27 protein-coding genes are annotated in these 25,397 nt (G+C 71.5%); 13 read left to right on the top strand and 14 right to left on the bottom strand.

The window, feature by feature from the left end; all coding sequences use genetic code 11:
- Nucleotides 1–109 precede the first annotated feature (109 nt).
- Nucleotides 110–1,360, top strand: a complete 1,251-nt coding sequence (locus CAL24_RS14795; RefSeq protein WP_028354022.1) for an MFS transporter — start codon at nt 110–112, stop codon at nt 1,358–1,360.
- A gap of 59 nt (nt 1,361–1,419) precedes the next feature.
- The gene (locus tag CAL24_RS14790) at nt 1,420–2,109 is read left to right on the top strand and encodes a GntR family transcriptional regulator (protein WP_028354021.1); all 690 of its coding nucleotides are present in this window, start codon (nt 1,420–1,422) and stop codon (nt 2,107–2,109) included.
- Between the two features lie 10 nt (nt 2,110–2,119).
- Here the strand turns inward: CAL24_RS14790 and CAL24_RS14785 are convergent, their stop codons facing one another.
- From CAL24_RS14785 to CAL24_RS14770, 4 genes are all read right to left on the bottom strand, one after another.
- Nucleotides 2,120–3,376, bottom strand: a complete 1,257-nt coding sequence (locus CAL24_RS14785) for an MFS transporter (RefSeq protein WP_094807064.1) — start codon at nt 3,374–3,376, stop codon at nt 2,120–2,122.
- Between the two features lie 36 nt (nt 3,377–3,412).
- Nucleotides 3,413–4,312, bottom strand: coding sequence for an amidohydrolase family protein (locus CAL24_RS14780; protein ID WP_432759290.1), 900 nt, complete (start codon nt 4,310–4,312; stop codon nt 3,413–3,415).
- A 154-nt stretch (nt 4,313–4,466) separates the two neighbouring features.
- Complete coding sequence (locus CAL24_RS14775; RefSeq protein ID WP_094807063.1) at nt 4,467–5,615, bottom strand: porin; 1,149 nt, start codon at nt 5,613–5,615, stop codon at nt 4,467–4,469.
- Nucleotides 5,616–5,724: 109 nt separating this feature from the next.
- Nucleotides 5,725–7,212, bottom strand: a complete 1,488-nt coding sequence (locus tag CAL24_RS14770) for an MFS transporter (protein WP_094807062.1) — start codon at nt 7,210–7,212, stop codon at nt 5,725–5,727.
- Between the two features lie 82 nt (nt 7,213–7,294).
- Here CAL24_RS14770 and CAL24_RS14765 point away from each other — a divergent pair, with 82 nt between their 5' ends.
- Entirely contained in the window at nt 7,295–8,020 is a 726-nt protein-coding gene (locus CAL24_RS14765; protein ID WP_249278543.1) for a TetR/AcrR family transcriptional regulator, read from the top strand.
- 29 nt (nt 8,021–8,049) lie between these two features.
- On the opposite strand, the gene CAL24_RS14760 is transcribed toward CAL24_RS14765, so the two are convergent.
- From CAL24_RS14760 to CAL24_RS14740, 5 genes are all read right to left on the bottom strand, one after another.
- Complete coding sequence (locus CAL24_RS14760; protein ID WP_028354017.1) at nt 8,050–8,937, bottom strand: DMT family transporter; 888 nt, start codon at nt 8,935–8,937, stop codon at nt 8,050–8,052.
- 248 nt (nt 8,938–9,185) lie between these two features.
- Nucleotides 9,186–10,559: a PepSY-associated TM helix domain-containing protein gene (locus CAL24_RS14755; RefSeq protein WP_038853355.1), complete on the bottom strand. Its 1,374-nt coding sequence runs from the start codon at nt 10,557–10,559 to the stop codon at nt 9,186–9,188.
- Between the two features lie 5 nt (nt 10,560–10,564).
- A complete protein-coding gene (locus tag CAL24_RS14750) occupies nt 10,565–12,718 on the bottom strand; it encodes a TonB-dependent receptor (protein WP_094807060.1) in 2,154 nt (717 codons plus the stop codon).
- Nucleotides 12,719–12,776: 58 nt separating this feature from the next.
- Nucleotides 12,777–13,184, bottom strand: coding sequence for a DUF2946 family protein (locus CAL24_RS14745; RefSeq protein WP_249278542.1), 408 nt, complete (start codon nt 13,182–13,184; stop codon nt 12,777–12,779).
- An 85-nt stretch (nt 13,185–13,269) separates the two neighbouring features.
- The gene (locus CAL24_RS14740; RefSeq protein ID WP_094807058.1) at nt 13,270–14,502 is read right to left on the bottom strand and encodes an MFS transporter; all 1,233 of its coding nucleotides are present in this window, start codon (nt 14,500–14,502) and stop codon (nt 13,270–13,272) included.
- A gap of 87 nt (nt 14,503–14,589) precedes the next feature.
- Between CAL24_RS14740 and CAL24_RS14735 the strand changes: the two genes are divergently transcribed.
- On the top strand, nt 14,590–15,552 hold the full coding sequence (locus CAL24_RS14735; RefSeq protein ID WP_094807057.1) for a GlxA family transcriptional regulator: 963 nt from the start codon (nt 14,590–14,592) through the stop codon (nt 15,550–15,552).
- Between the two features lie 239 nt (nt 15,553–15,791).
- Here CAL24_RS14735 and CAL24_RS14730 read toward each other — a convergent pair whose 3' ends face one another.
- Nucleotides 15,792–16,055, bottom strand: a complete 264-nt coding sequence (locus CAL24_RS14730; protein ID WP_028354011.1) for a hypothetical protein — start codon at nt 16,053–16,055, stop codon at nt 15,792–15,794.
- A gap of 76 nt (nt 16,056–16,131) precedes the next feature.
- Here CAL24_RS14730 and CAL24_RS14725 point away from each other — a divergent pair, with 76 nt between their 5' ends.
- The 6 genes from CAL24_RS14725 (at nt 16,132) to CAL24_RS14705 (ending at nt 19,834) form a co-directional block, all read left to right on the top strand.
- Nucleotides 16,132–16,641 carry a GNAT family N-acetyltransferase gene (locus CAL24_RS14725; protein ID WP_028354010.1) on the top strand — a complete coding sequence of 170 codons (510 nt, stop codon included), beginning with the start codon at nt 16,132–16,134 and terminating at the stop codon, nt 16,639–16,641.
- Between the two features lie 85 nt (nt 16,642–16,726).
- Complete coding sequence (locus CAL24_RS14720; protein WP_094807281.1) at nt 16,727–17,188, top strand: MarR family winged helix-turn-helix transcriptional regulator; 462 nt, start codon at nt 16,727–16,729, stop codon at nt 17,186–17,188.
- A 131-nt stretch (nt 17,189–17,319) separates the two neighbouring features.
- A complete protein-coding gene (locus tag CAL24_RS14715; protein ID WP_028354008.1) occupies nt 17,320–17,745 on the top strand; it encodes an organic hydroperoxide resistance protein in 426 nt (141 codons plus the stop codon).
- 21 nt (nt 17,746–17,766) lie between these two features.
- Entirely contained in the window at nt 17,767–18,528 is a 762-nt protein-coding gene (locus CAL24_RS14710) for a DUF4336 domain-containing protein (RefSeq protein WP_094807056.1), read from the top strand.
- Nucleotides 18,529–18,592: 64 nt separating this feature from the next.
- Nucleotides 18,593–18,718, top strand: a complete 126-nt coding sequence (locus CAL24_RS24435; RefSeq protein ID WP_269321379.1) for a hypothetical protein — start codon at nt 18,593–18,595, stop codon at nt 18,716–18,718.
- A 153-nt stretch (nt 18,719–18,871) separates the two neighbouring features.
- On the top strand, nt 18,872–19,834 hold the full coding sequence (locus tag CAL24_RS14705; RefSeq protein WP_141218089.1) for a DUF342 domain-containing protein: 963 nt from the start codon (nt 18,872–18,874) through the stop codon (nt 19,832–19,834).
- Here the strand turns inward: CAL24_RS14705 and CAL24_RS14700 are convergent.
- Together CAL24_RS14700 and CAL24_RS14695 are read right to left on the bottom strand one after the other, a co-directional pair.
- A complete protein-coding gene (locus tag CAL24_RS14700; protein ID WP_094807055.1) occupies nt 19,717–20,394 on the bottom strand; it encodes a LysE family translocator in 678 nt (225 codons plus the stop codon). The genes CAL24_RS14705 and CAL24_RS14700 overlap by 118 nt on opposite strands.
- An 82-nt stretch (nt 20,395–20,476) precedes the next feature.
- Complete coding sequence (locus CAL24_RS14695; RefSeq protein WP_094807054.1) at nt 20,477–21,280, bottom strand: AraC family transcriptional regulator; 804 nt, start codon at nt 21,278–21,280, stop codon at nt 20,477–20,479.
- Nucleotides 21,281–21,344: 64 nt separating this feature from the next.
- On the opposite strand from CAL24_RS14695, the gene CAL24_RS14690 reads away from it, so the two are divergent.
- A complete protein-coding gene (locus tag CAL24_RS14690; RefSeq protein ID WP_094807053.1) occupies nt 21,345–21,542 on the top strand; it encodes an oxidoreductase-like domain-containing protein in 198 nt (65 codons plus the stop codon).
- A 37-nt stretch (nt 21,543–21,579) separates the two neighbouring features.
- Here the strand turns inward: CAL24_RS14690 and CAL24_RS14685 are convergent, their stop codons facing one another.
- Entirely contained in the window at nt 21,580–22,032 is a 453-nt protein-coding gene (locus CAL24_RS14685) for a copper resistance protein NlpE (protein ID WP_028354003.1), read from the bottom strand.
- Nucleotides 22,033–22,233: 201 nt separating this feature from the next.
- Here CAL24_RS14685 and CAL24_RS14680 point away from each other — a divergent pair, with 201 nt between their 5' ends.
- On the top strand, nt 22,234–22,677 hold the full coding sequence (locus tag CAL24_RS14680; protein ID WP_028354002.1) for a carboxymuconolactone decarboxylase family protein: 444 nt from the start codon (nt 22,234–22,236) through the stop codon (nt 22,675–22,677).
- 9 nt (nt 22,678–22,686) lie between these two features.
- Nucleotides 22,687–23,592, top strand: a complete 906-nt coding sequence (locus tag CAL24_RS14675; protein ID WP_094807052.1) for a sigma-70 family RNA polymerase sigma factor — start codon at nt 22,687–22,689, stop codon at nt 23,590–23,592.
- Here CAL24_RS14675 and CAL24_RS14670 read toward each other — a convergent pair.
- Nucleotides 23,541–25,313: a peptidase M14 gene (locus tag CAL24_RS14670; protein ID WP_094807051.1), complete on the bottom strand. Its 1,773-nt coding sequence runs from the start codon at nt 25,311–25,313 to the stop codon at nt 23,541–23,543. The genes CAL24_RS14675 and CAL24_RS14670 overlap by 52 nt on opposite strands.
- Between the last annotated feature and the right edge of the window lie 84 nt (nt 25,314–25,397).

Genomic DNA, 25,397 nt, shown 5'->3' with positions numbered 1-25,397 from the left:
CCGCTTGCAAGGCCGCCCGGGCGGATGAAGAACCTTCACTCGCCATCAAAATCTTTTCCTTTGCCGGCGCGGCCGCGCGCTGCCACCATGCGGGCAAGGAGAACGCATCATGCAGACCGCAAACAACAGCGGACGCCTGGCGTCCGGCAATACGGCCCTGGCCGTCGTGGTGGCGGCGGCGCTGATACTCAGCGCGGCCATGGGGGTACGGCAGACCTTCGGGTTGTTCATCAGCCCTTTCTCGTTCGATCGCGGCCTGCCGGTCACGCAGATCGCCTTCGCCATTGCCGTGCACAACCTGGTGTGGGGCGTGGCGCAGCCGTTCGCCGGCGCGGCGGCCGACCGCTACGGCTCGGCGCCGGTGGTGGCGTTCGGCGCGGCGGCGTTCGCGGCCGGGCTGGCGCTGACCTCGGTGGCGGATTCGCCGGTGTTGCTGGTGCTGGGCATGGGCGTGCTGGTGGGGGTCGGCATCAGTTGCACGGGATTCGGCGTGGTGCTGGCCTCGGTCGGGCGGGCCGCCGCGCCCGAGCGGCGCAGCATGGCGCTGGGCATTGCCAGCGCCGGCGGCTCGCTGGGGCAGGTCGCGCTGGTGCCGTTCGCGCAAGTCCTGCGCGACATGTCGGGGGTGTCGGCTTCGCTGTGGGGGCTGGCGGTGTTGATGCTGCTGGTGGCGCCGCTGGGCCTGCTGCTGGACCGGCCCGGCGCGGGCAGCGCGGCGGCCGCCCAGGAGCCGCCGGTGCCGCTGCGGCAGGCCGTGCTGCACGCCTGCCGGCATCGCGGCTATTGCCTGCTGACCCTCGGTTTTTTCACTTGCGGTTTCCAGCTGGCCTTCATCGCCACGCACCTGCCGGGCTACCTGGTGCTGTGCCACATGCCGGCGGGGCTGGGCGCCACCGCGCTGGCGCTGATCGGCCTGTTCAACATGGCGGGCAGCTGGGCCTGCGGCTGGCTCGGCGGGCACTTCCGCCAGCAGCATGTGCTGGGCTGGCTGTACCTGATCCGCGGCGCGGCCATCGCGGCGTTTTTCCTGCTGCCCAAGAGCACGCTGTCGGTGGTGCTGTTCGCGGCGGTGATGGGGCTGACCTGGCTGGGCACCGTGCCGCTGACCAGCGGGCTGGTGGCCAAGGTGTTCGGCACCCGCCACCTGGGCACGCTGTTCGGCGTGTGCTTCCTCAGCCACCAGGTCGGCTCGTTCCTGGGGGCCTGGCTGGGCGGGCTGGTGTTCGACCTGACCGGTTCGTACACGCCGATCTGGGCGGCCACCGCGCTGGCGGGCCTGGTGGCGGCGCTGCTGCATTTCCCGATCGACGACCGGGCCGCCGCGCCGGTGCCGGCCGCCGCCGGCCTGGTCCAACGCTGAATCGATTGTTGATATAGTGGTTGCCCCGCCCAGCCGGGCCAGCCCCTATGTCGCCATCGATGTCCCAGGTCCTGTCCGACACGCCGTCCGCCGCGCCCGCCGATGCCTCCATCGCCGACGCGGTGCGCGTGCTCGAAGAAGACATCGTGCTGGGCGGCCTGCATCCGCGCGAACGCCTGATCGAGGACGACCTGATCCGCCGCTTCGGCCTGAAGCGCCATGCCGCGCGCGAGGTGCTGGCCGAGCTGGCCCGGCGCGGGCTGGTCGAGCGCCGCAAGCATGTGGGCTGCGAGGTGCGCGCGTTCACCGCGCAGGAAGTGGCCGAGCTCTACCAGATGCGCGAACTGCTCGAGGCCGAGGCTGCCCGCGCGCTGCCGTGTCCGCTGCCGGCCGAGGCCCTGCGCCAGCTGACCGAGATCCAGCGCGAACACGACCGCGCGGTGGCCGAGGGCGACCCGCGCGCGGTGTTCCATACCAACCAGCGGTTTCATCGCACGCTGTTCGGCTTTTGCCAGAACGGCGTGCTGCAGAAGGCCATCCAGGAATACGCGCGCCAGACGCACGCCATCCGCTTCGGCTCGCTGGTGGACGCCTCATACCGCGAGCGCGCGCGCCAGGAACACTGGGCCATGATCGCCGCGCTGCAGGAAGGCCGGCGCGACGACCTGATCCGCCTGTGCCGCGGCCACCTGGCGCCGTCGCGCGATGCCTACCTGGCGCTGAACCGCCACCTGCAGGCGCGCGGCTGAGGCGGCGCGGTCAGTCCGCCTCGCCCAGGCTGCCCAGGCTGGCCAGGGCGCGGCCGCGGGTCTCGGGCAGCAGCAGGGTGGCGAGCAGCACCACGGTGTAGGCGCCGCCGGCGAAGATGCCGATGGCCATGGCCAGCCCCATGCTATTGCTCAGGTAGCCCACCAGGCTGGGAAATAGCGCGCCGATGCCGCGCCCGAAGTTGTAGGCGAAGCCCTGGCCGTTGGCGCGGATCTCCGACGGGAACAGTTCGGTCAGGTAGGCCCCCAGCCCGCCGAAAATGCCCGACGCGGCGAAGCCCAGCGGAAAGCCCAGGAACAGCATCTGGCCGTCGGTGAGCGGCACTTGCGTGTAGAAGTACACGCACACGCCCGACAGCACCGAATAGATGATGAAATTCACGCGCCGGCCCAGGCGGTCGGCCATGTGCGCGCCGGCGATGTAGCCGCAGAACGAGCCCAGGATGATCACCAGCAGGTAGCCGCCGGTGTTCAGCACCGACAGGTGGCGCTCCACTTTCAGGTAGGTGGGCAGCCAGGTGGTGACGGCGTAGTAGCCGCCCTGGATGCCGGTGCACAGCAGCGCCGACAGCAGCGTGGTCTTCAGCAGCGCCGGCGAGAAGATCAGCCACGGCGAGACCTTCGGTTCGCCGGCGGCGCGGCGGCTGCGCGCCTGTTCGAAGATTTCCGGTTCGGGCACGTGCTTGCGGATATACAGCACCAGCAGCGCGGGCAGCACGCCCACCCAGAACAGGCTGCGCCAGGCCCATTGCTCGGGCAGCACCGAGAACGCGATGGTGTAGAGCAGGGCGGCGATGCCCCAGCCCACCGCCCAGCCGCTTTGCCCCGTGCCGACCGCGCGGGCGCGGTGCCGCGCCTTGATGATTTCGCCCATCAGCACCGAGCCCACCGCCCACTCGCCGCCGAAGCCCAGGCCCTGCAGGGCGCGCAGCACGAAGATCTGCTCGAAGTTCTGGGTGAAACCGATGCCGACCGTGCAGGCCGAGAACCACAGGATGGTGATCTGCAGCACGCGCACGCGGCCGTAGCGGTCGGCCAGGATGCCGGCGCCCCAGCCGCCGATGGCCGAGAACAGCAGCGTCACGGTGCCCAGCATGCCCGCCTGGCCGCGGTCGATGCCCCACAGCGCCACCAGCGTGGAGATCACGAAGGTGAACACCATGTAGTCCAGCGCATCGATGGTCCAGCCCAGGAACGAGGCGTAGAACGTGCGCTTGCCGTTTTGGTCGAGTTCGCTGAACCAGCTCATGGCGGCGTCTCCGCGTGGTTGTTGTGGCGGCCGCGCTCAGGCGGCGGGAAAGTCGTACAGGGCCTGCGGGTTGTCCACCAGGATGCGCCGGCGCTGCGCCGGATCGGGTGCCCACTTGGGCAGCAGGTTGCGCAGCACGCCGGTGTCCGGCATGCGCGGGATGGCTACGTGCGGCCAGTCGCTGCCCCACACCATGCGGTCGGGCGCGGCCTCGATCAGCGCCTGCGCCCATGGCGTGACGTCGTCGTAATGGTCGAACTGCTCGCTGATGCGATAGGCGCCGGACAGCTTGGCCCACCAGCCGTGGTCCCGCACGCCGCGCAGCAGCGCCTGGAAGCCGGGGTGCTGCATGTCCTCGGCGACCGGCATGTGGCCCATGTGGTCGAACACGCACGGCACCGGCAGCCGGGCCAGGCGCGGCGCCAGCTCGGGCAGGCGCCGCACGTCCATCAGGAACTGGGCATGCCAGCCCAGTTCCGCCAGGCGGGGGGCGAGGCGGTCCACCGCGTCCACGCCGACGCCGCCGCCGAACAGCACGTTGAAGCGCACGCCGCGCACGCCGGCCGCGTGCATGGCCGCCAGTTCGCGGTCGGGCACGTCCGGGTTCACCACGGCCACGCCGCGCAGCTGGCCGGGATGGCGGCGCAGCACGTCCAGCATGTAGCGGTTGTCGGTGCCGTGGACGCTGACCTGCACCAGCACGCCGCGCGCCATCCCGCAGGCGGCCAGCATGGCCAGGTACTTTTCCTCGGGGGCGGGCGGCGGCGTGTAGCTGCGGTTGGCCACGTAAGGGTGGCGCACGCCGTCGCCGATGACGTGGGCGTGCGTGTCGCAGGCGCCGGACGGAATGTCGAAGCTGGCCGGGGCGACGTCGGGCCGCGGACCCAGGCAAAGGGTGTGGTCGACCGGCGGGGTATCGTGGGAAGAAGACATCATGCAGGGCCTGGTTAGGGGTGCAGGCAGGCTACGCCCGTGATGTCGTTATCGTCAATAGGATTATTGATAAGACCTGAGGGCCGGGCCCCGGTGCGCGCGGACGGGGCCTGGCAGCGCAAAGCGGCGGCGGGCCGGCCCGCCGCCGCGAACCGCCTTAGAACTGGTGGCGGATGCCGACGCCGGCGGCCGTGCTCTTGAGGCCGTCGATGAAGGCGTAGTCCTTGCCGTACGAACCGTAGGCGTACAGGTTGGTGCGCTTGGACAGGTCGTAGGTGTAGCCCAGGCTCCACACGTTCATGGTGGAGTCGCCGCCGGTCAGGCGGTCGTTGGACGGGTCGACGCGCTGCCACGAGGCGAACACGTTGCTGGCGCCGCCGATCGGCAGGGTCGCGCCCACCATGTACGAATTGGCCTTGAAGCCGTCGACGAAGCGGTTCGAGCCGAACTCGTTGCTGAACGGCGTGCCGGCCGGCACGTCCTGGCCGGTGAACCAGCCGTCGGTGGTGCGGGCGTAGGCGGCCGCCAGCTTCAGCACTTCGAAGTCGTACGACAGGCCGACCGCGTACTGGCGCGGAGTGGCGCTGTTGTCGATCTGGCTGCTGCTGTTGCTGCCGTTGAGCTGGTCGTAGGTCAGCGCGGCGTTCAGCGGGCCGTTGACGTAGCGCAGGCCGGCGGTGATGCCGCGCGTGTTGTCGGCAGTGCGGAAGCCGGTCTGGTCGTCGTTGCCGTCATCGACGTTGAACGAGTAGCCGGCGCCGAACTCGAAGCCGCCCCACGAAGGCGAGCGGTACATCACCATGTTGTCCCAGCGGGTGGTGTTGGCCGAGCTGAAGCCCAGGCCCAGGTTGGCCTGCGTGTAGCTGGTGTAGAACGGATCGATGTCGGCCAGGTATTTCGAGGCCATGTTGGTCTGGCGGCCGAATTCCAGGATGCCCCAGCTGTCGCTGGCCAGGCCGATGGTGGCCTGGCGGCCGAACAGGCGGTCGCCCTGGGCGCGCGAGCCGTTGCCGGAATCGAAGCCGCTTTCCAGGGTGAACACGGCGCGCAGGCCGTCGCCCAGGTCTTCGGTGCCGCGCAGGCCCCAGCGCGAGCCGGCCTGGATGCCGTTGATCATGCCGATGCGGCTGCCGTCGTATCCGTCGCCCTTGATTTTGTTGTAGCCGATGCCGGTGTCGATGACACCATAGAGAGTGACCGACGTCTCAGCCTGGGCCGCACCTGCGAAACCAGCCAGCAATGCGGCGGCGAGCAGCGTCTTTTCGTCATCAGTGAGATCTCCTTGATTGAGGGGGGAAAAAGGCATGACCCGCCAGCATTGCAAGCGCAGGCGGGTCATTCCTAGGGGGCAATGGTAAAGCATTGCGCCGTACAGGCTGCTGAACCGGTCGTTTTTGTGGCCAAAAGCTGCTATTTCACGCTAATTCCCGGTGCGCAACCGGGCGCCGGAAGCGCTCGGCGGCCAGCAGGGCGGCGGCCAGCAAGGCCGCGCCGCCGGCCGCGATCATGGCCGCCTGGAAGCCGCTGGCCATGGCTTCCGCGTAGGCGCCGCGCAGCGCGGCGGGCACGGTGTGCTGGGTGATGGCGGCGCGCGCCACGGCGAGCGCGTCGGCGGCTCCGGCGCCGGCCAGCCGCCGGGCCAGGGCCTCGACGGCCTGGGCGCTCATCAACGTGCCCAGCAGCGCGATGCCCACCGCCATGCCGGTCTGGCGCAGCGCGTTCATGGTGGCCGAGGCCATGCCCGAGCGCTCGCGCGCCACCGAGCCCATGACCGCCATGCTGGTGGCCGGCACGGCCAGGCCCATGCCGATGCCCAGCAGCGTCATCAGGGTGCTGACCAGGCCCGCGCCGGTGGCGGCGGTGAAGGAGGCCATGGCCAGCATGGCCGCCCCCATCAGCGCATAGCCGGCGATCATCAGCCGCGCCAGCGCGATGCGCGCGCTCAGCCGGCCGAACAGCACCGCCATGGCGCCCATGGCGACGAATTGCGGCGCCAGTTGCCAGCCCGTGGCTATGGGCGACAGCCCCTGCACCTGCTGCAGGAACAGCGAGAAAAAGAACAGGCTGCTGTAGCCTGAAAAGCCCAGCACGAACGAGGCGCAATTGTTGACCGCGAAGCCGCTGTGGCGGAACAGGGCCAGCGGCAGCACCGGCCGGGCGGCGCGCCGTTCCACCGCGATGAACGCGGCCAGGCCGACGGCCGCCAGGGCCAGCGCCCATTGGGTGCCGGCGTGGCGCCAGCCGTGTTCGCCGGCGGCGATCAGCCCGTAGGTCAGCGCGCCCAGCCAGCCGATGCTGAGCGCCTGGCCGGCCGGGTCGAAGGCGGCATGGTCGGGGTGGGCGCTTTCGGGAATGGCCCACAGGCCCAGGCCGACCGCCAGCGCGCCCACCGGCAGGTTGATCAGGAAGATGCTCTGCCAGCCGGCATGATCGACCAGCACGCCGCCCAGCATGGGGCCGACAATCAGCGAAATGGCGGTAAACGAGGACCATGCGCCGATCACGTGGGCGCGCCGGGCCGGTTCGGTGAAGGCCTGGGTCAGGATCGACAGCGCGCCCGGGATCAGCAGCGCGCCGGCCACGCCCTGCACGGCGCGGCCGGCCAGCAGCAAGGGCAGGCCGGTGGCGGCGGCGCACAGCGCCGACCCCAGCATGAACAGCGCCACGCCGCCCAGCCAGGCGCGCCGCCGGCCGTAGCGGTCGCCCAGCGGGCCGGCCGACAGCATGAAGGCCGACAGGCACAGCGCGTAGGCGTCCACCACCCATTGCAGCCCGGCGATGTCGGTGTCCAGCGCGGCTTGCAAGGTGGGCAGGGCGACGTTGACGATGCTGATGTCCAGCACCGTGATGAAAGTGCCGAGGCATACGGCGGCGACCAGGGCGAGTTGGCGGGCGGGCAGCATGGGGGGCGCATGGTTGATTCGGGGAGGGTTCATTTTATTTATCGACCGACCGTCGGTCAATTGAAAAAAGAATCATTCCCATATGGACCACGCTGGCCGCGCGGCGCATCTTCTACACTCGGGGTTTTGCCAGCTCATCCACCCCCTGCCCATGCGCCCGGCTCGTCGTCCATCCGCCCCGCCGCCTACCGGCCCCGCCCGGCCGCCCCGCACCAAGCCGCCGGAGGTGCGGCTGGACGAGCTGATGGCGGCGGCCGAGCAATTGTTCATCGCCAAGGGGGTCGAGGCGGCCACGGTGAACGACATCGTCGAAGCCGCGGGGGTCGCCAAGGGCACCTTCTATCATTATTTCGCCTCCAAGCACGACATTCTGCTGGCGCTGCGGGCCAAGTTCTCGCAGGGTTTCCTGGCGCGCGTGGACGAGGCGGTGCGGGCCTGCGCGCCCGAAGACGGCGCGGCGCGGGTGCGGGCCTGGACCCACGCCGGCGTGGCCGCTTACTTGGCCGACTACCGGCTGCACGACGTGGTGTTCCACGACGCGCGCCACGGCGACCGCGGCACGCGCGAGAAGCACGATGTGCTGGACCAGCTGGAGCGGATCCTGGCGGACGGCCAGCGCGCCGGCAACTGGACGCTGGCCGCGCCGCGCCTGACCGCCATCGTGCTGTTCCACGCCATGCACGGCGCGGTGGACGACGCGATCGCGCGCGGCGAGCACGATGGCCGGGCGCTGGCGGCGCAACTGGCGGAGATCTTCCTGGGCCTGCTGCGCGGGGCGGCCGCCGGCGCGCGGGGGCCGGCGGCCTGATCCCCGCGCCCATGGCCGGCCCGGCGGCCTCACGCCGGCTGCTTGCCGGCCGCCGGCCCGGGCGCCGTGCGCAGCACCAGCGCCAGGCCGCCCAGGATGGCGGCCATGCCGGCCAGGCTCGGCAACGACAGGCGGTTGCCCAGCAGCAGGTAGTCCAGCAGGGCCGTGACGCCTGGCACCAGGTAGAACAGGCTGGTGACGTTGACCAGGTTGCCGGCCTGGATCAAGCGGTACAGCAGCAGCGTGGCGCCCACCGAAATCACCAGCCCCAGCCATAGCAGCGGCACCAGCAACTGCGGGCCGCCGTCCACCCGCCAGGGCTGGAACGGCACGAACGCCAGGCACAGCAGCAGGCCGGCCGCATATTGCAGCGGCAGGACGCGCAGGGGCGGCTGGCGCAGGCTTTTCTGCAGCATCGCGCCGCCCGTCATGCACAGCAGCGCGCCCAGCGCGTACAGCATGCCGGCGGCCGAGTAGCGGGCCAGCCCGATGCTGTCCCATACTACCAGCGCCAGCCCGGCCATGGCCAGCGCCAGCCCGAGCAGGCGCGGCAGCGGGAAGCGGCGCTCCAGCAGCGCCAGCGTCAGCAGCGGCTGCGCGCCCAGGGTGGTGGCCAGCACGCCCGGCGTGATGCCGTGGTCCAGGGCCAGGAAGTAGCAGATGGAATAGCCGCCGATCATGGTCAGGCCGGTGGCGGCCACGCGGCCGCGCGTCCCGGCCGGGGGCAGCCAGGGCTGGCGGGCCAGGCCGCCCAGCGCCAGCAGGGCCGCCAGCGCCAGCGCGAAGCGCAGCGCCAGGAAGGCAAAGGGCGTGGCGTGCGCCAGGCCCCATTTCGAGAAGATGGCGCCGCTGCCCCACAGCAGCACGAACAGGGTGGTGGCGCCATAGGCCTTGCAGGCCGTTTTTGCATCGATCATCGTAGTGTCCCGTCAAGGAAACGAACGGGCTCCCGCACGCGGCCGGCGTAAGCGCCGGACGGCGAATTCAAGGGGAAGCTGCGGGAGCGGCCAGGCGGGCTGGGATCAGCCCAGGACGGCGGCGGGCGGCGGCGGGGCGACGGGGGCTACGACGAGGAAAAGACGCGACGCGCGCGCCGCGTCGGCAAGGGCCGGTGCGGGATGCAGGTGAGTATGGGGCGCGCGTCGGTTCATGATAGGTGCTTAAGCTACACGCCGTACGAGCGGGTGTCAACGCGGGCGCGGCGCTGCACCGCCAGGTCGAGCGCCAGCATGACCAGCAGCGAGGCGCCCACCAGCGGGAACACGATCCCGCCGGCCACCAGCAGGGCCAGGACGCCGCGCAGCGCGCCGCGCGAGGCCGGCAGCGGCGGAATGCCCAGGCCGCCGGCCGGGCGGCGCTTCCACCACATGACCGCGCCGGCCACGCACAGCAACACGATGCCCAGGCAGGCGGCCAGCAGGATCAACTGGTTGGCCAGCCCGAACTCCTGCCCCATGTGCACGTTGATGCCCCATTCCAGCGCCTTGCCCAGCGGGCCGTAGTCGCGGTAGCTCATGTCCAGCAGCGGCTGGCCGGTGTATTGGTCCAGGTGCACCACCCGCTGGCGCGCCAGGTCGTCGGGATACACCGACGCGGTGTAGACCCCGGTGGCGGATTGCGGCACATTGATGGCGTAGCCTGGCGCCAGGCCCAGGCGTTCGACGGCGCGCACCGCGGCGTCCAGGCCGATCGGCTGGCCGGCGTGGTGCGGCGCGGCCGACTCCGGCACGCGCGCCTGCTCCAGCGACCAGGTGGTGTGGCCCATGTGCGCCAGGTGCTCGTCGGACATCGGCACGGCCACGCGCACGCCGGCCGGATAGCCGAAGTTGTTGCCATTGGCCCATTGGTTGACCTTGCCGCCCCACACCAGCGACCACGGCATGCCGGTCAGCGCCAGGAACAGGATGAACAGCGCCACCGCCGCGCCCGTGACCGCATGCAGGTCGCGCCAGAACACGCGCTGGCGCGGGCCGCCGCGCACGCTCACCACGCCCTGCCGGCGCCCGCGCGGCCACCACAGGTAGGCGCCGGTCAGCACCAGCAGGATCGACCAGCCGGCGGCGATCTCGATCGCGCCGTTGGCGATGGGGCCGAAGTAGTCCAGGCTGTGCAAGCGCCGGACGGTCCACATCAGGGTGTCGCGTTCGCCCAGCGCGCCCAGCACCCGGCCGTCGTAGGGGTCGACGTACACGCCGAGGCTGGCGCCGCCGGCCGGCTTGACCACCACCTGGGCGGCGGCGTCCGGCGCGGCGGGCGGCAGGTACTTGACCAGGGTGCCGGGGTGGGCGCGCAGGGCGGCCCGCGCCAGCGCCGAGGGCGGCAGGGCCGGCGCGTCGCGCGCCTCGACGTGCCGCAGGTCGTGGTACCAGGCGTCCTCGATCTCGTTGTGGAACAGGTACAGCGCGCCGGTGGCCGCCAGCAGGATGAGAAAGGGCAGCACCAGCAGGCCGGCGTAGAAATGCCAGCGCCATACCGCGCGGTAGACGTCGGCGCGGCGCGCGCTGTCCTGGGCGGGAGTGTTCGGGGTGGTTGTCGTCATGTCGTTCAGAACCGGTAGTTGGCCGACAGCTCCACGCGCCGGCCGGCGCCCAGCAGCCATTGGGTCTGGTTGTAGTAGGCGGTCTCGGCGTATTGCTTGTCGAAGACGTTGTAGGCGCGCAGCGCCAGGCTCAGGTCGCTGCGCGGCTCCCATTGCAGCGCCAGGTTGGTGGTGGTGTAGGCGGCCATTTCCAGCTCATTGGCGCTGTCGGCGTAGCGCTTGCCGACGTAGCGCAGGCCCGCGCTGGCGGTCCAGCGCGGCATGAACTTCCAGCTGACCCACAAGTTGGCCAGGCGCTCGGGCACGTCGGGCGGCACATTGCCGCGCCGCGACACCGCCGCGCCGCCCGAGGTGTCGGTGAAGTCGTCGTAGCGGGCGTCCAGGATGGCGCCGTTGAAATCGATGCGCCAGTCGCGCGCCAGCTCCACGCCCACGGTCAGCTCCAGGCCGCGGCTGGACTGGCTGCCCACCTGCACGCGTAGCGACGGGTCGTCGGGGTCGCGCGTGACCAGGTCCTTCTTGCGGATGTGATAGGCGGCCAGGGTCCATTCTCCCTTGTTGTCCCAGAATGTCTGCTTCAGCCCGATCTCGACCTGGCGGCCTTGCGCCAGGTCGAAGTCCTTGTTGGCGGGGGACAGCAGCAGCAGCCCGCCGACCGGGTCGGCGGCTTCTGAGTACTGCCCGTAGACCGCCAGGTCCGGCAGCAAGTCGTATACCGTGCCGATGCGCCAGCCCACGTTGGTGAAGGTGGTGCGGTAGGCGGTGGTGCCGGCGACCAGGTCTTCGCGCTCCAGGTCGATGTGGTCGTAGCGCACGCCGCCCAGCACCGACCAGCGGTCCGTCAGCATCAGGCGGTCTTCGGCGAACAGCGCGTACTGCGTGGCGGTGTTGCGGTAGCGTGGCGTGGTGCCGGCCTCGTTGATGAAGTCGCCGTGCTCGAAGTCGTACGGGTCCACCAGCGAGGTGCCGCCGTAGGGCGAATTGTTGGTGTGCTTGAGCTTGCTGCGGTTCAGCTCGGCGCCCACCGAGACCTGGTTGCGCAGGCCGAACAGGTGGCCGTCGAAGGCGACGTCGGCGCGCGCGCCCACCTGCGACTGGTCGTGGCGGATGTCGGTATAGGCGCTGCGCTCGATCAGGCCGCTGGCCGGCACCCAGGTGTAGTTCTCGGCGTCGCGGTAGTCGCGGTTGCTGCCCAGGTAGTAGACGCGGCCGCGCACCGTGGTGGCGGCGTTCGGCATCCATTCGGCCTGCAGTTCGGTGCGGCTGTCGCGGTAGATGATCTTGCTGTCGGCCACGTTGTAGTTCTTGTGGCGCAGCGAATAATCGATCTCGCCGTCGATCAGCGGCGTGCCGAAATAGCGGGTCGGTTCCTGCCACGCATAGGCCTGCGTCAGGGTGAAGTTGAGCTCGGGCGAGACGTCCAGCCGCAGCGCGGCGGTGACGGCGGCGTTCTTCGATTCGCCCAGACTCATGTCGGCGTCGCTGCGGTTGCCGCTGATGTCCAGCCGGTACGACCAGCGCTCGTCGAGCGCGCCGCCGCTGCCGAACGCCAGGCGTTGCGTGTCGTGCGTGCCCACGGCGGCCTGGATCTCGTTCTCGATCGGGCCGCGGGTGGGCTTCTTGGGGATCACGTTGACCACCCCGCCGATGGCGCCTTCGCCGTACAGCACCGAGGCGGGGCCGCGCAGTACTTCGATGCGGTCGACCGACCAGGGGTCGTAGACAAAGGTCTGGCCCAGGCCGCCGTACTGCCGCAGGCCGTCATACAGGATGGCCACCGAGTTCGAGTCGGTGAAGCCGCGCGAGGACAGCGACGAGCCGCCGTTACCGGGATGGCGGAACGCGCTGATGCCGGCGGCCTGGGTGACCGCGTCCATCACCGTCACGTCGCCGCGCTGGCGCAGTTGTTCATTGGTGATGATGTCGATGCTGGCCGGCGTCTCGAACGGCGTGAGCTGCAGGAACGAGCCGGTGGCGGCGCTTTCGCGCAGCGTGGGCAGCGGCGTATCGCCGGATACGGAAATGGCGGGCAGGGTGGCCACCGACGCGGCGTCGGCGTCCTGCGCGCGCGCCGGCGGCTGCGCCAGCACGAGCGCGAGCGCGGCGGAAACGGCCGTGCGCCGCGGCAGGACGGATGTCCTGGCGGAGGGAACAGGCATGGGATCTCTCGGTAGTAAAAAGGACGAGGCCGTCGCGTTGGCGACGGTTCGGGCAGCACTAACCGAGAATGGAAGGCGGGGCGCGCGCCCCGAGCGGGGCGCCTGGCGGAGCGAGTGCGGCGGCCGGCGGCGGCGCGCGCGCGGCGATGCGCAGCGCCACCACGGAGGGCGGCGGCGCCAGCGCGGCCGGCGTGGCGGCCAGGGGCAAGGCCGCCAGCGCCGCGCCGACCGGGCAGACCGCCGATTGCTCGGCGTGCTGCGCGTCCTGGTGATGGTCGGCCTTGTGGGGGCCTTCCACCCATACCGGGCCGGCCGCCGAGCACAGCTGGATCAGCGTGGCGCCGGGCTGGCTGCTGGGCATGAAGCCCTGCGGCACCAGCGCCTTCAGCGCGAACAGGCACAGCGCCAGCCAGATGACGGCGCGGTGTCGGTTCGTGACGAGGGCGCGGGCGGAAAGGCGCATCATGTTGCAATTCTAAACTACAGATTGCAGTCGAACGCTCCCGCGCGAGGCGCCAGCGCCGTGTCCCGGCGCGCTGCCGGGACCCGCGCTAGGCGCGCGCGATGCCGGCCTGCGGGCGGCGCCGCGTGTCGATCACCCACCAGGCGGTCATCACGGCCGCCAGGCCCACCACCGGCAGCATGGCGGCGTTGACCGCCTGCCAGCCGTAGCGGTCCAGCGCCGGGCCGGCGGCCAGCGTCGCCAGCGCGGTGGCGGCGTAGCGCAGCACCTCGGCGGCGCCTTGCGCGCGGCCGCGTTCGGCGGGCCGATACGATTGCGCCAGCAGGGTGGTGCCGCCCACGAACATGAAATTCCAGCCCACGCCCAGGCAGAACAGCGCCACGTAGAACGCCGGCAGGCTGGTGGAGGCGATCGCGACGGCGGCCGAGACCAGGTTGATGCCCATGCCCAGGCCCAGCATGGCCGGCAGGCCCCAACGCTTGATCAGCGCGCCGGCGAAGAAGGACGGACCGTACATGCCGACCAGGTGCCATTGCATGATGTTGGCGCCGTCGTCGATGGTGTGGTGGCAGGCCACGGCGGCCAGGGGCGCGGCGGTCATCACGAACATCATGGAGACCGAGCCGACCACGTTGTTGGCCAGCGCCGCCACGAAGATGGGCTGGCGCGCCACCACGCGCAAGGGCCGCGGCGGCGCGGCCGGTTCGCGCGGGCCGGCCCCGGCCGGGACATCGTCCAGGTCGCGGTAGCCGGCCAGCAGCAGCGCCACGCTGGCCGCTCCCAGCAGCGCCACCATCAGGTACGCGCCGGCAAAGGTGGCCAGCGGGAACAGGTCGCGGCTCCAGGCCGCCAGGGCCGGGCCGGCCAGGGCGGCGATCACGCCGCCCGCCATCACCACGGCGATGGCGCGCGCCTTGGCGTCGGCATCGACCGCGTCGGCCGCCGCCAGGCGGTAGTACTGGGCAAAGGCCTGGAACACGCCGACCAGCGCGGTGCCGGCGCAGAACAGCCAGAAATCGGCGCGGAATACCGCCCAGACGGATATCAGCCCGCCCAGCGTGCCGGCCAGGGCGCCCAGCGCGAACCCGGCGCGCCGGCCGATGCGCTGCATCAGCAGCGAGGCGAACCAGGTCACGACAGCGCCGGCCACGGTGATCAGCGCGAAGGGCAGGGTGGCGAGCGCCTTGTCGGGCGCCAGCATGTGGCCGGTCAGCGCGGTCAGGGTCAGGTCAATGGAAATGGCGGCGATGTACAGGCCCTGGCAGACGGCCAGGATGCGGGCGTTGCGGCGCCCGGCGTGCAAGCGGGAAGACGGAGACATGGGCAGCGAGTGGCGAAGGGGGTTGACAGCCCTCACTGTAGCGATCGATGCTATGTCACGAATGACATATTTCCCTTGAAAATTGCCATGAGCATCTCGGTCGCTTTCCTGATGATTCCCGGCTTCCAGCTGCTGGACATGGCCGGCCCGTTGTCGGTGTTCCAGACCGCCGGCGAACTCGCCGGCGGGCGCCGCGGCCCCGCCTACGCGCCGCAACTGGTGTCGGCGCGCGGCGGACGGGTCGCCAGTTCGTCCGGGGTGGAGGTGATCACGCGACCATGGCGCGATGCGCGGCCGGACATCGTGCTGGTGCCGGGCGGCGAAGGCCCGCGGCTGGCCGGCGCCGCGCCGGGGCCGCGGGCCTTCCTGCTGGACGCGCAGGCGCAGGGCGCGCGGCTGGCCAGCGTGTGCACGGGCGCGTTCGTGCTGGCGCACGCCGGCCTGCTGGACGGCCGCCGCGCCACCACGCACTGGCGCCACGCCGCCGAGCTGCAGCGCCGCTACCCGGCCATCAAGGTCGACAGCGACAAGATCTACCTGCGCGACGGGACGGTCTGGACATCGGCCGGCATTACCGCCGGCATCGACCTGGCGCTGGCCATGGTGGAAGACGACCTGGGCGCCGAAGTGGCGCGCCAGGCCGCGCGCGACATGGTGGTGTACCACCGGCGCGCCGGCGGCCAGTCGCAGTTTTCCGCGCTACAGGACCTGGCGCCGCAAAGCGAGCGCATCCGGCGCGTGCTGGGCTACATCGGCCAGCACCTGACCGCGCCGCTGACCATCGAGGAACTGGCGGCGGCCGCATGCCTGAGCCCGCGCCAGTTCATCCGCCTGTTCAAGGCCGAAACCGGGCAGACGCCGGCCAAGGCGGTCGAGCGCATCCGCGCCGAGGCGGCGCGCGCGCGGGTCGAGGCGGGCAGCATGACCATCGACGCGGTGGCCCGCCTGACCGGCTTCGCCGATGCCGAACGCATGCGCCGCGCCTTCGTCCGCCGCTACGGGCAGCCGCCACAAGCGCTGCGGCGCGCAGCGCGCGAAGCGCTGACCTAGGCGCCGGGCATCCGGGAAGAGCGCCTGCAAGTTACGGGAATACCTGGCGCCTGAAGGACAGTCGTTACCCAGGTGTCAGACACCTCATGGCAAGCATCGCGCTACCCAGGTGTCAGACACCCCGGGGAGATGGCCCGAGATTTGTCGCGCTTTCTCGCGGGGTGTCTGACACCTCACCGCGCAGGACGTCTGACACCTCACCGCAACACCTCGCGGCAAACAGACCGGCAACCTCGCGCTCAGGTGTCGGCGTCGGATCCGGGCTGCTCGGTGAAGGCGCGCACCAGGCGCGCGATGTTGTCCAGCTCGTCTTGCGCGCCGCCCGCCCAGGGCGGTGCGGTAAACGGGGTGTCGGCCGGCGCGCGGTCCACGCTGGCTTTCAGGTCTTGCAGAATGTCGAGCGCCAGCTCGGTCGCCTGGGGATTGCTGCGGGTGGACAGCGCCAGGGCCAGCGCCACTGTCTGCCGCAGCGCGAGCAGGCGGCCGTCGAGTTCGGTTTCCATGGAGGGCCTGTAATATCGGGTCGGTATCCACCTATTCTACGTACTGCCGCCTACCGCGCAGTTTCCACCTGTTGCCATGCTGATCCGTTCCGAGACCGACGCCGACATCGCCGCCATCTTCGCCGCCACGCAGGACGCTTTCCGCGACCAGCCGTTCAGCGAGCATACCGAGGGCCCCATCGTGGATGCGCTGCGCGCCGCGGGCGCGCTGGCGCTGTCGCTGGTGGCCGAGCACGACGGCCGGGTGGTGGGCCACGCCGCGTTCTCGCCGGTCAGCATCGCGGGGCCGGCCGGGCAGGCCGTGGGCTGGTATGGCCTGGGGCCGGTGAGCGTGGCGCCGGCCTGGCAGGGCCGGGGCATCGGCTCGATGCTGGTGCAGGAAGGCCTGGCGCGCCTGCAGGGGCGCGGCGCGGCCGGCTGCGTGGTGCTGGGCGAGCCGCATTTCTACCGGCGCTTCGGCTTTCGCGCCGATCCGGCCCTGGTGCTGCCCGATGTGCCGCCCGAGTATTTCATGGCGCTGGCCTGGCGTGCCGGGGCGCGCGGCACGGTGCAATACCACACGGCATTCGACGCCGCGCCGGGCTGAGCGCAGCGAGGGTCCGCAAGCGCGTCCGCGCGCCACAGAAAAATAACTTGCGATTAAATAGCGCGCTATGTATTATGGGCTCATCATGACCCGCCGCCGCGCTCCTGCCCCCGCCGCCCCGTCGCTGTTGCTCGACGAACAGCTCTGCTTCGCCCTGCACTCCACGGTGCTGGCCATGAACAAGGTGTATCGCAAGCTGCTGCGCCCGCTCGGGCTGACCTACCCGCAGTACCTGGTGATGATGGTGCTGTGGGAACAGGACCAGCTCACGCTGTCCGACATCGGCCGCCGCTTGTACCTGGATTCGGCCACGCTGACGCCGCTGCTCAAGCGCATGGAAGCGGCCGGGCTGGTCACGCGCTTGCGCGCCGAGCAGGACGAGCGCCAGGTCATCGTCGGCCTGACCCGCACCGGGCGCGAATTGCGGCAGAAGGCGGCTCAGGTGCCGGTGGGGGTGCTGTGCGCCACGGAATGCGCGCCGGCCGACCTGGCCGCCCTCAAGGTCCAGCTCGAGCACCTGCGCGACCGCCTGGGAGCCAATGCCTGAACAGTGTGAGGTCATCCGCTTGCCAAAAAAGTAGTGCGCTATTTAATTGTGAGCAACTTGTATCCGGCCCCGGCGAGCCGTACTTTGGTGGAATCGCCGTTGTCCCTGAACCCCTCTGAAAGGAAACTGCCATGTCTCTCGAAAAAGTCGTATACCGTGCCCATGCCAAGGCTACCGGCGGCCGCGACGGCCGCGCCGTGTCGTCCGACAAGGTGCTGGACGTGAAACTGACCACGCCGCGCGAAATGGGCGGCGCCGGCGGCGACGGCACCAACCCCGAACAGCTGTTCGCCGCCGGCTACTCGGCCTGCTTCCTGGGCGCCATGAAATTCGTGGCCAACCGCGACAAGATCGCCATCCCGTCCGATGTCTCGGTCGAGGGCGCGGTCGGCATCGGCCCCATCCCCAACGGTTTCGGCATCGAGGTCGAACTGAAGATCTCGCTGCCCGGCATGGCGCGCGACCAGGCCGAAGACCTGGTGCAGCGGGCCCACATCGTGTGCCCGTACTCCAACGCCACGCGCAACAACATCGACGTGACGCTGACGGTGGTGTAACGCGCCGCCGCGCCAGCCGCCATGAGCGGCGACCCGCGCGACGATGGGCGCCTGCTGTATGCGCCCATCAACACGCTCAAGCCGGTGGCCGATTCGGTCTGGATCGTCGACGGCCCGGCGATCCGCTACGGCCTGCCGTGGCCCCGCATGCGCTTTCCCACGCGCATGACGGTGCTGCGGCTGGGCCGTGGCGACCTGTTCATCCATTCGCCCACCGAGCTCGCGCCCGCCCTGCGGGACGCGGTCCAGGACCTGGGCCGGCCGCGCTGGATCGTCGCGCCCAGCCGCATTCATTACTGGTGGGTGCCGCAGTGGCACGCGGCCTTTCCCGATGCGGCCGTATACCTGGCGCCGCGCGTGCGCGAACAAGCCGGCCGCCGCATCGATTTCCCCGCGCGGCCGCTGGCCGGGCCGGCGGGCTATCCGTGGGACGCCGAGCTCGCCACGCTGCCGATCGCCGGCAGCTACCTGACCGAAGTGGAGTTCTTCCACCATGCCAGCCGCACGCTGATCCTCACCGACCTGATCGAGAATTTCGAGCCCGGCAAGCTGGGCTCGCCGCTGGCCCGCTGGCTGACGCGCCTGGGCGGCGTGCAGGACCCGGACGGCCAGATGCCGCGCGACATGCGGTTGACCTTCGCGCGGCGGCGCGCCGCGCTGCGCGCCGCCGTGGACCAGATGATCGCCTGGGAGCCCGAGCGCGTGATCCTGGCGCACGGCCGCTGGTACCCGCGCGACGGCGCGGCCGAGCTGCGGCGCGCGTTCCGCTGGCTGCGCGCGTAGCGGGGCCGGCGCGTCCGGCGGCCGCGCTTGACGGACCGGCTGGGAGTGGTAGCATGCCGCCGTCATGACCCATCCAGCGTCTTCCGCCTATTTCGCCCTGCGCGCCCACCTGGCCACGCATCGTCCGACCCTGATCGGTTCGCACGACGTGGCAGTGCGCTCGGCCTACGCGCGCGCCAAGCCCGGCTAATCGGCGCGGCCCGCGCGGGCCGTTCCCCTCTTTTCCCCGCATTCCGGTTGTCCCCGGGGCCCGCACGCCATGCCGCGCGCGGGCCCGGGGCCGCTGCCACTGCCACGCGGCGACCGGACGGGGGCCGGCAACTCATTCAGAGCGTGTAGCGTCATGCAACTTACCAAGAACTTCGTCAAAGCCAAGAACCCCTGCGCCAGCGGCTACAAATGGTTCCTGCGCGATCACCACGGCCAGGGCGACTACCAGGCCGTCCTGGACGCCCTGGTGGCCGACGGCCGCGTCGATGACGCCTGCTGGCTGCTCGACCAGTTCGGCCCCACCGACGGCGTGCTGCAGGTCGAGGCCATCGATGCGGCCGCCATCGTGTTCGCCGGCACCGTGGTGGCGCGCCAGGGCATCAGCGTCGACACGGTGGTGCGGGCCGGACGGCGCATCGTGACCGGCGGGGGCGTGCGCGCCGGCGCGGCCATCGTGGCCGGCGAGGACATCGACGCGCGCGGCAGCATCGTCTGCGACGGCGAGATCCGGGCGGGCGGCGACATCCATGCCGGCTGGGGCGTGAGCGCCGGCACGCGCCTGCATTGCGGCGGCGGGCTGCGCGCGGCCTGGGACGTCCGCACCGGGCAGGAGCTGCGCGCCGGCGGCCCGGTGCTGGCGGCGCAGGGCCTGGACATCGGCGCGGCGCTGTATTGCGCGCAGGGCATCAAGACCGACGGCGATGTGCGCGTCCAGCAGGAAGTGCAGGCGGGCCGCGGCATCCTGGCCGCCGGCTCGGTGGTGTGCGGCGACCACCTGCAGGCCGAATGGGGCATCAAGGCCGGCGGCGATGTGATCGCCGATGGCGCGATCCGCGTGGGCGAGGGCATCGAGGCGGGCGGCCGCATCCTGGCCGGCCCCGGCCATGGGGTGTATGCCGGCCTGCGGGTGCGCATGGACGCCTGGGACGTCTCGGCGCGCGTCAGCGCCAGCGCGCGCCCCGCCGCGCTGGTCAGCGGCTACTGGGCCGCCGGCGCCAGCCACGCCGGCATGGCGGATCCGGCCAGCAGCCACAGTCCGCCCGCCGCTATCGCCAGCAGCACAGCGCCGGTGCCGCGCTCGACGGCCACGCTGTAGCGGGCGCAGCGCGCCATGACGGCCGGATGGCCGATGCCGACGGCCACCAGCAGGTCCCAGCCCAGCACCGCGGCGAACATCCACACGCCGTAGGCGAGTTGCACGCCGGCAGAGGTGCGTTCGCCCGCCAGCAGGGCGAACAGGCTGGCATAGAACAGGGCGTTCTTGGGGTTCAGGATGCCCGAGCCGAAGCCGGCGGCGAAGCGCCGCGCCCAGGAGGGCGGGGCCCCGCCGCCGCCGGCGCCGGCGGCCCGCAGCGCGGCATCGGCGGCGCGGGCGTGCCGGATGAACAGGATGCCCAGGTAGCCCAGGTACAGGCAGCCGGCGGCCTGCAGCGCATGGAACAGCGGGCTGTGCGGGCGCAGCGCGGCGAAGCCGCCGATGGCCAGCGCGATGAACACCCCGTTGGCCGCCGCGATGCCCAGGCAGGTGGCGGCCGTCTTGCGCCAGCCATGCAGCAGCGCGCCGCGCACGATCAGGAAAAAGTCGGGTCCGGGGCTGAGCAGCGCCAGGAAATGCGCGCCCGCCACCACGATGAACTGTTGCCACGAAAATGCCATGTCGCCCCTCGGTGATGGGAGGCGATTCTCGCCGCGGACGCGGCGCGTGTATTGAAGAAAAATGCGCGGCGCCGCCGCAGCGTCAGGCGCCGGCCCGGCGATACGCGCCCGGCGTGGCGGCCACGCGCTGCTTGAACGCCCGCTGGAAATGGCTCTGGTCGGCGAAGCCCAGGTCCTGCGCGATGCGGCTCAGGCTCTGGCCGTCGCGCAACAGGCGGCGCGCCTGCACGATGCGCAGGTCGAGCTGGTAGGCATGCGGCGTCATGCCGGTGGCGGCCCGGAAGGCGCGGATGAAGCGGTAGCGGTTCATGCCGGCCAGCGCGGCCAGCTCGACCAGCGGCAGCGCCTGGCCGCGCGCCTCGCGCAGCAGGGCCTCGACCCGCCGCAGGCCGGCCGGCGCCAGCCTCGGGGCGGCCTGGCGCGGCGGCCGCCCCAGCCATGAGCGGCCGCCCACGTACAGCACCAGGGCGGCTTCCTTGTCGGCCGGCGCCGCGGCGGAAAACAGCAGCGCGTTCAGCTCGCAGAAGCGCTGGTAGGCGGTGCGCGCATCGCTGACGCAGGGCTGCGCGGGCAGCGGCGCCTCGGGCGCGGTCTCGCGCAACAGGGCCGCGACCCAGCCGGCATCCAGGTGCAGCATCTGGTAGCTCCAGGCGGCATCGGCGTCCGGGTTGCAGGCGTGGGCGCAATGGGCCGGCACCATGACCAGGCTGCCGGGCCGCAGGCGCCGCCGCAGGGCGCCGCTGGTGAAGACGCTGCCGCCGCTGTCGACCGCGCCGATCGAGACGGTGTCGTGGGTATGGGCGGCGTAGCAGGCGCGGCTGTGGACGGCGCGCCGGCTCTCGACATAGGGCAGGCGCGGGTCGCGCCAGAACTGGGTATCGGACATGATGCTCGCAACGACGGCAACGCCGGCCAGATTACCACCGGCGGCCGCGCGCGATAATAAGGGGATGACCGAGAACCAGCCTGCCAGCGGCGCGCCGGCCCCCACGGAGGACCCGCCGCCCGTGCCGCCCACCCCGCCGGAGCCGGGCGACTGCTGCCAGAGCGGCTGCATCCCCTGTGTCTACGACCTGTACGACGACGCCATGGAACAGTACCGCGAGCAATTGCGCGCCTGGCGGGCGCGCCATGGCGTGCAGGCCTAGGGCCGGCTCGCGCCGGGCCTTTGGGCGTGCGGTGGCCCTAGCGCTGCTGCGTCAGCACGTAATGCGGCGCCAGCGGGCCGCTCGGGCGGGTGCCGTCCTGGTACAGCTGGATCAGGCGTCCCTCGGCCACGAAATAGCGCTGCCCGTCGCCGGCCCTGTCGAGCTGGATGGTGCTGCCGTCGGGCTGCCAGGTGAAGGTGCCGCGGACCACGGTGGGGTGGGGCTGGCGGTCCAGGTAGCGGGTCTGCAGCTCGTAGGCGCCATGGTCCATCAGCACCAGGCGGGTCTGGATGCCGGGGCAGTCGGCGCAGGGCAGCGTGCCTTCGTACGCGCCGGCCCAGTCCAGCGCGTTGCGCGCGTTGTGGCCGTCGGCCTGGCCGGCGCCCAGGGCGGGGCCCTGCCCGGGCTGGGGCGGCGCGGCGTCCTGCGGGCCGGTGCAGGCCGCCAGCGTGGCGGCAACCAGGAGTAAGAGCGGCGCAGTGGCTTTCATGCGGAATCCTTTGCAACATGGCGGCTATCCGAAGATAGCCCGCCTGCCGCGCCATGGTTGTTACCGGGCGTACCGGGAGCCGCGTTCCTTTGCCGCGTGTTGTTACATAATCGGCGGGACGCGTTGTCACAACGCATCATGCTGGCTCGTCATGTATGCAAGGGCGCCCGTCGGGCGCCGTCTGTCCAAGGAGAGTTCCGCATGACCCCCCGCCTCAATCCCCACCAGGCCGATCCGCAGGCCATGCGCGCCGTGTTGGCGCTGCAGGCCTACGTCGACGACTGCGGCCTGGAGCACAGCCTGATCGAACTGGTGAAGATCCGCGCCTCGCAGATCAACGGCTGCGCCTATTGCCTGCACATGCACACCGCCGACGCGCGCAAGCACGGCGAAACCGAAGTGCGCCTGCACCTGCTGGCGGCCTGGCGCGAATCGTCGCTGTACAGCGAGCGTGAACGCGCGGCGCTGGCCTGGACGGAGGCCCTGACGCGGCTGCCCGACACGCAGGCGCCCGACGCCGACTACGCCTTGCTGAACGCGCATTTTTCGCCGGCCGAGCAGACCCGCCTGACGGTGGCGATCTGCACCATCAATACCTGGAACCGCATTGCGGTCGGCTTCCGTTCGCAGCATCCGCGGGACTGACGCGCCGCCATGCAGACCCAGCCGCCCGCCGCCGGCCCCGCGCCCGTCGCCCCGGACGATTTCGCGCCGCATCGCCGCCACCTGCTGGGCCTGGCTTATCGCATGCTGGGCTCGTGGTCGGAAGCGGAGGACATCGTGCAGGACGCCTGGCTGCGCTGGCGCGAGGCCGATCGCGGCCAGGTGCGCGAGCCGCGCGCCTTCTTGTCGCGGGTGGTCACACGCCTGTGCCTGGACCACCTGAAATCGGCGCGCGTGCGGCGCGAGCAGTATGTGGGCCAGTGGCTGCCCGAGCCGCTGCCCGATGCCGAGCAGTATGCCGGCATGGGCGCCGGGCCGTACGCGCTGGACTTGTCGATGGCGCTGATGCTGGCGCTCGAGCGGTTGGCGCCGGCCGAGCGGGCGGCGTTCCTGCTGCACGATGTGTTCGATGTGCCCTACGCGGAGATCGCCGCCATTCTGGAGCGCGACGCGGCCGCGTGCCGGCAGCTGGCCGCGCGGGCGCGCACCCGCGTGCGCGAGGCCCGGCCGCGCTTCGGCGCCAGCCAGCAGGACGCCCAGCGGCTGGCCGAGGCGTTCCTGCGGGCTTCGCGCGACGGAGACCTGGCGGCCTTGCAGCAACTGCTGGCCGAGGACGCCGTGCTGCACACCGACGGCGGCGGCCGCAAGCTGGCGACGCTGCGTCCCATCCGCGGCGGCGCCAAGATCGCCCGGTTCTTCGCCGGGATCGCGCACAAGGACAGCAGCCGCACGCTGGCGGCCCGCCTGGCCTGGCTCAACGGCATGCCGGGCCTGGTCGTCACCGAGCCCGATGGGCTGCCGCGCGCGATCTCGCTGGAGATCCGCGACGGCCGCATCGCCGCGCTCTACATGGTGCGCAACCCGGACAAGCTGGCGCACCTGGGCGCCAGTTCCTGATACACCGCCACGGCGGCCAGCACGGTTTCCATCTGCACGGTGTGGGCGTAGCGGAAGGCGGCCCCGTACACCGTCTCGTCGGGGAATTCCGAGATCAGCGACAGCGGCGCCATTTCCACGCTGCTCTCGGCCACCACGCAGGCAATGCCGTGGCGCGTGTCGAAGCCGGCTTCGAGTGCGTGGGCGCGGTAGCGCGCGGCCTGCCGCGCGTTGAACGCCACCAGGCCCGGCACCCGCGCCAGGCGCAGGGCGATGCCGTCCATGAACTGCTGCGCCGCTTCGCCCCAGCCGGGGTGATGGCGCAACAGCAGGAAGAAGCCCTTGGGCAGGGTCCAGGATTCGAACTGGCGCGGCAGGTAGCCCGACAGCGGGCGCGTCCATTCGTGCGCCGGATAGCCGTGCAGGTTGATGTGCAGCCGCGCGCCACTGCGGGCCAGGGCATGGCGGCGCGCCGCCTGCTCCCAGACGGGCTCGCCGCTGCGGTAGGCGATGTCGTCGCCCAGCGCGCTGTAGCGCGCGGCATGGTGCATGTGGCGCGGGTGCTGGCCGCACAGCTCGCGGTGCAGCGCATAGCCGTCGGGATTCTCGGCCGCCACCAGGGCGAAGTGGGCCGGGCCGGCCGCCCGCAGCGCCTGGGCGGCGCGCAGCGCGCCCACCACGCCGGAGGTCTCGTTGGCGTGCTGCGCGCCGGAAATGAAGACCGCCGGGCCCGGCCCGGCGAAATAGGCGCCCAGCACCGGCCGGCCCTGGCGCGACTGCGCCTGGAACGGCTCGCCGCCCAGCGCCGCCATGTGGGCGGCGATCTGGGCGGGCTCGAGCGGCGCCTCGGCGCGCGCCAGGTCGAGCGGCGGCACGGCCGCAGGCTCGGATACCGGCCCGGCGAAGGGCCGCAGCGCCACGCGCACCCGCGCCGGTCCCGCCGCGGGGCGCACGTCCGGCACGATCTGCCCGGGTCGCAGCCGGCGGTCGCCCGGCGGCAGGCCGGCATGGCGCTGGAAGTACTCGATCAGCGTGAAGTACAGGTCTTCATGCAGCGCTTCGTAAGTGCTGACCAGGCCCGCGTCGCCGGCGGCGTCGAACTCCATGCCGGGGAGGTCGACGCGGATGTCCAGGCGTTCGAAATGCGGCGCCTCGTGGCTCCAGGGGTGCTCGCGCACCGCCTGGACTGCAGCGTCGAACGCGGCGCGCCATTCCGTGTCGCAGGCCGCGTCCTGCACCACGGCGCCGCCGGCATCGCGCAGCCGCAGCCAGCCGGTGGGCGAGAGCAGCGGCGTGCCGTCGTCGGCGCTGCCGGCGACATTCGGCGCGAACACGCTGGCCTGCACCTGCCGGCCGTCGGCGTAGCGCAGCTCGACCCGGTAATGCAGGTCGGCCGTGCCGGCCACGAAGCGCAGCGTCGCGTCCGCCAGCAGGTCGACCAGCGGGTAGGCCTCCAGCGTGAAGCGGTTGGGCCGGGCCAGCGGATGCACCGGGTAATGCACCGTGGCGCTCGCCAGGCCGGCGAGTTCGACCTCTTCCAGGAAGAAATGCAGCAGCGGCTTGTAGGCGCTGCGCAGCCGCGCCGCGACGCCGGCGCGCGCCAGGCGGGCCTCGGCCGCGCGGCGCGCGGCGCGGTCCTCGAACAGCCAGCCTTCCAGCGCGGCGCCGCGCCAGGCGCCGCCGGCGTACTCGCGCTGCCAGGCCTCCAGCGTGCGTTCGAAGCAGGTATCCAGCAGAATCATGCGGTTCCTCGGGGGGCGTCGATGGCGCACAGTATGCGACATGCCGCCGCCATGGTTAACAGCCCCTTGCGTTTGTTGCCGTTT

Source organism: Bordetella genomosp. 2 (assembly GCF_002261345.1).
Lineage (GTDB): Bacteria > Pseudomonadota > Gammaproteobacteria > Burkholderiales > Burkholderiaceae_B > Bordetella_A.
The sequence above is the reverse complement of the archived record's forward strand: the minus strand, read 5'-3'. Positions and strand labels throughout refer to the sequence as shown.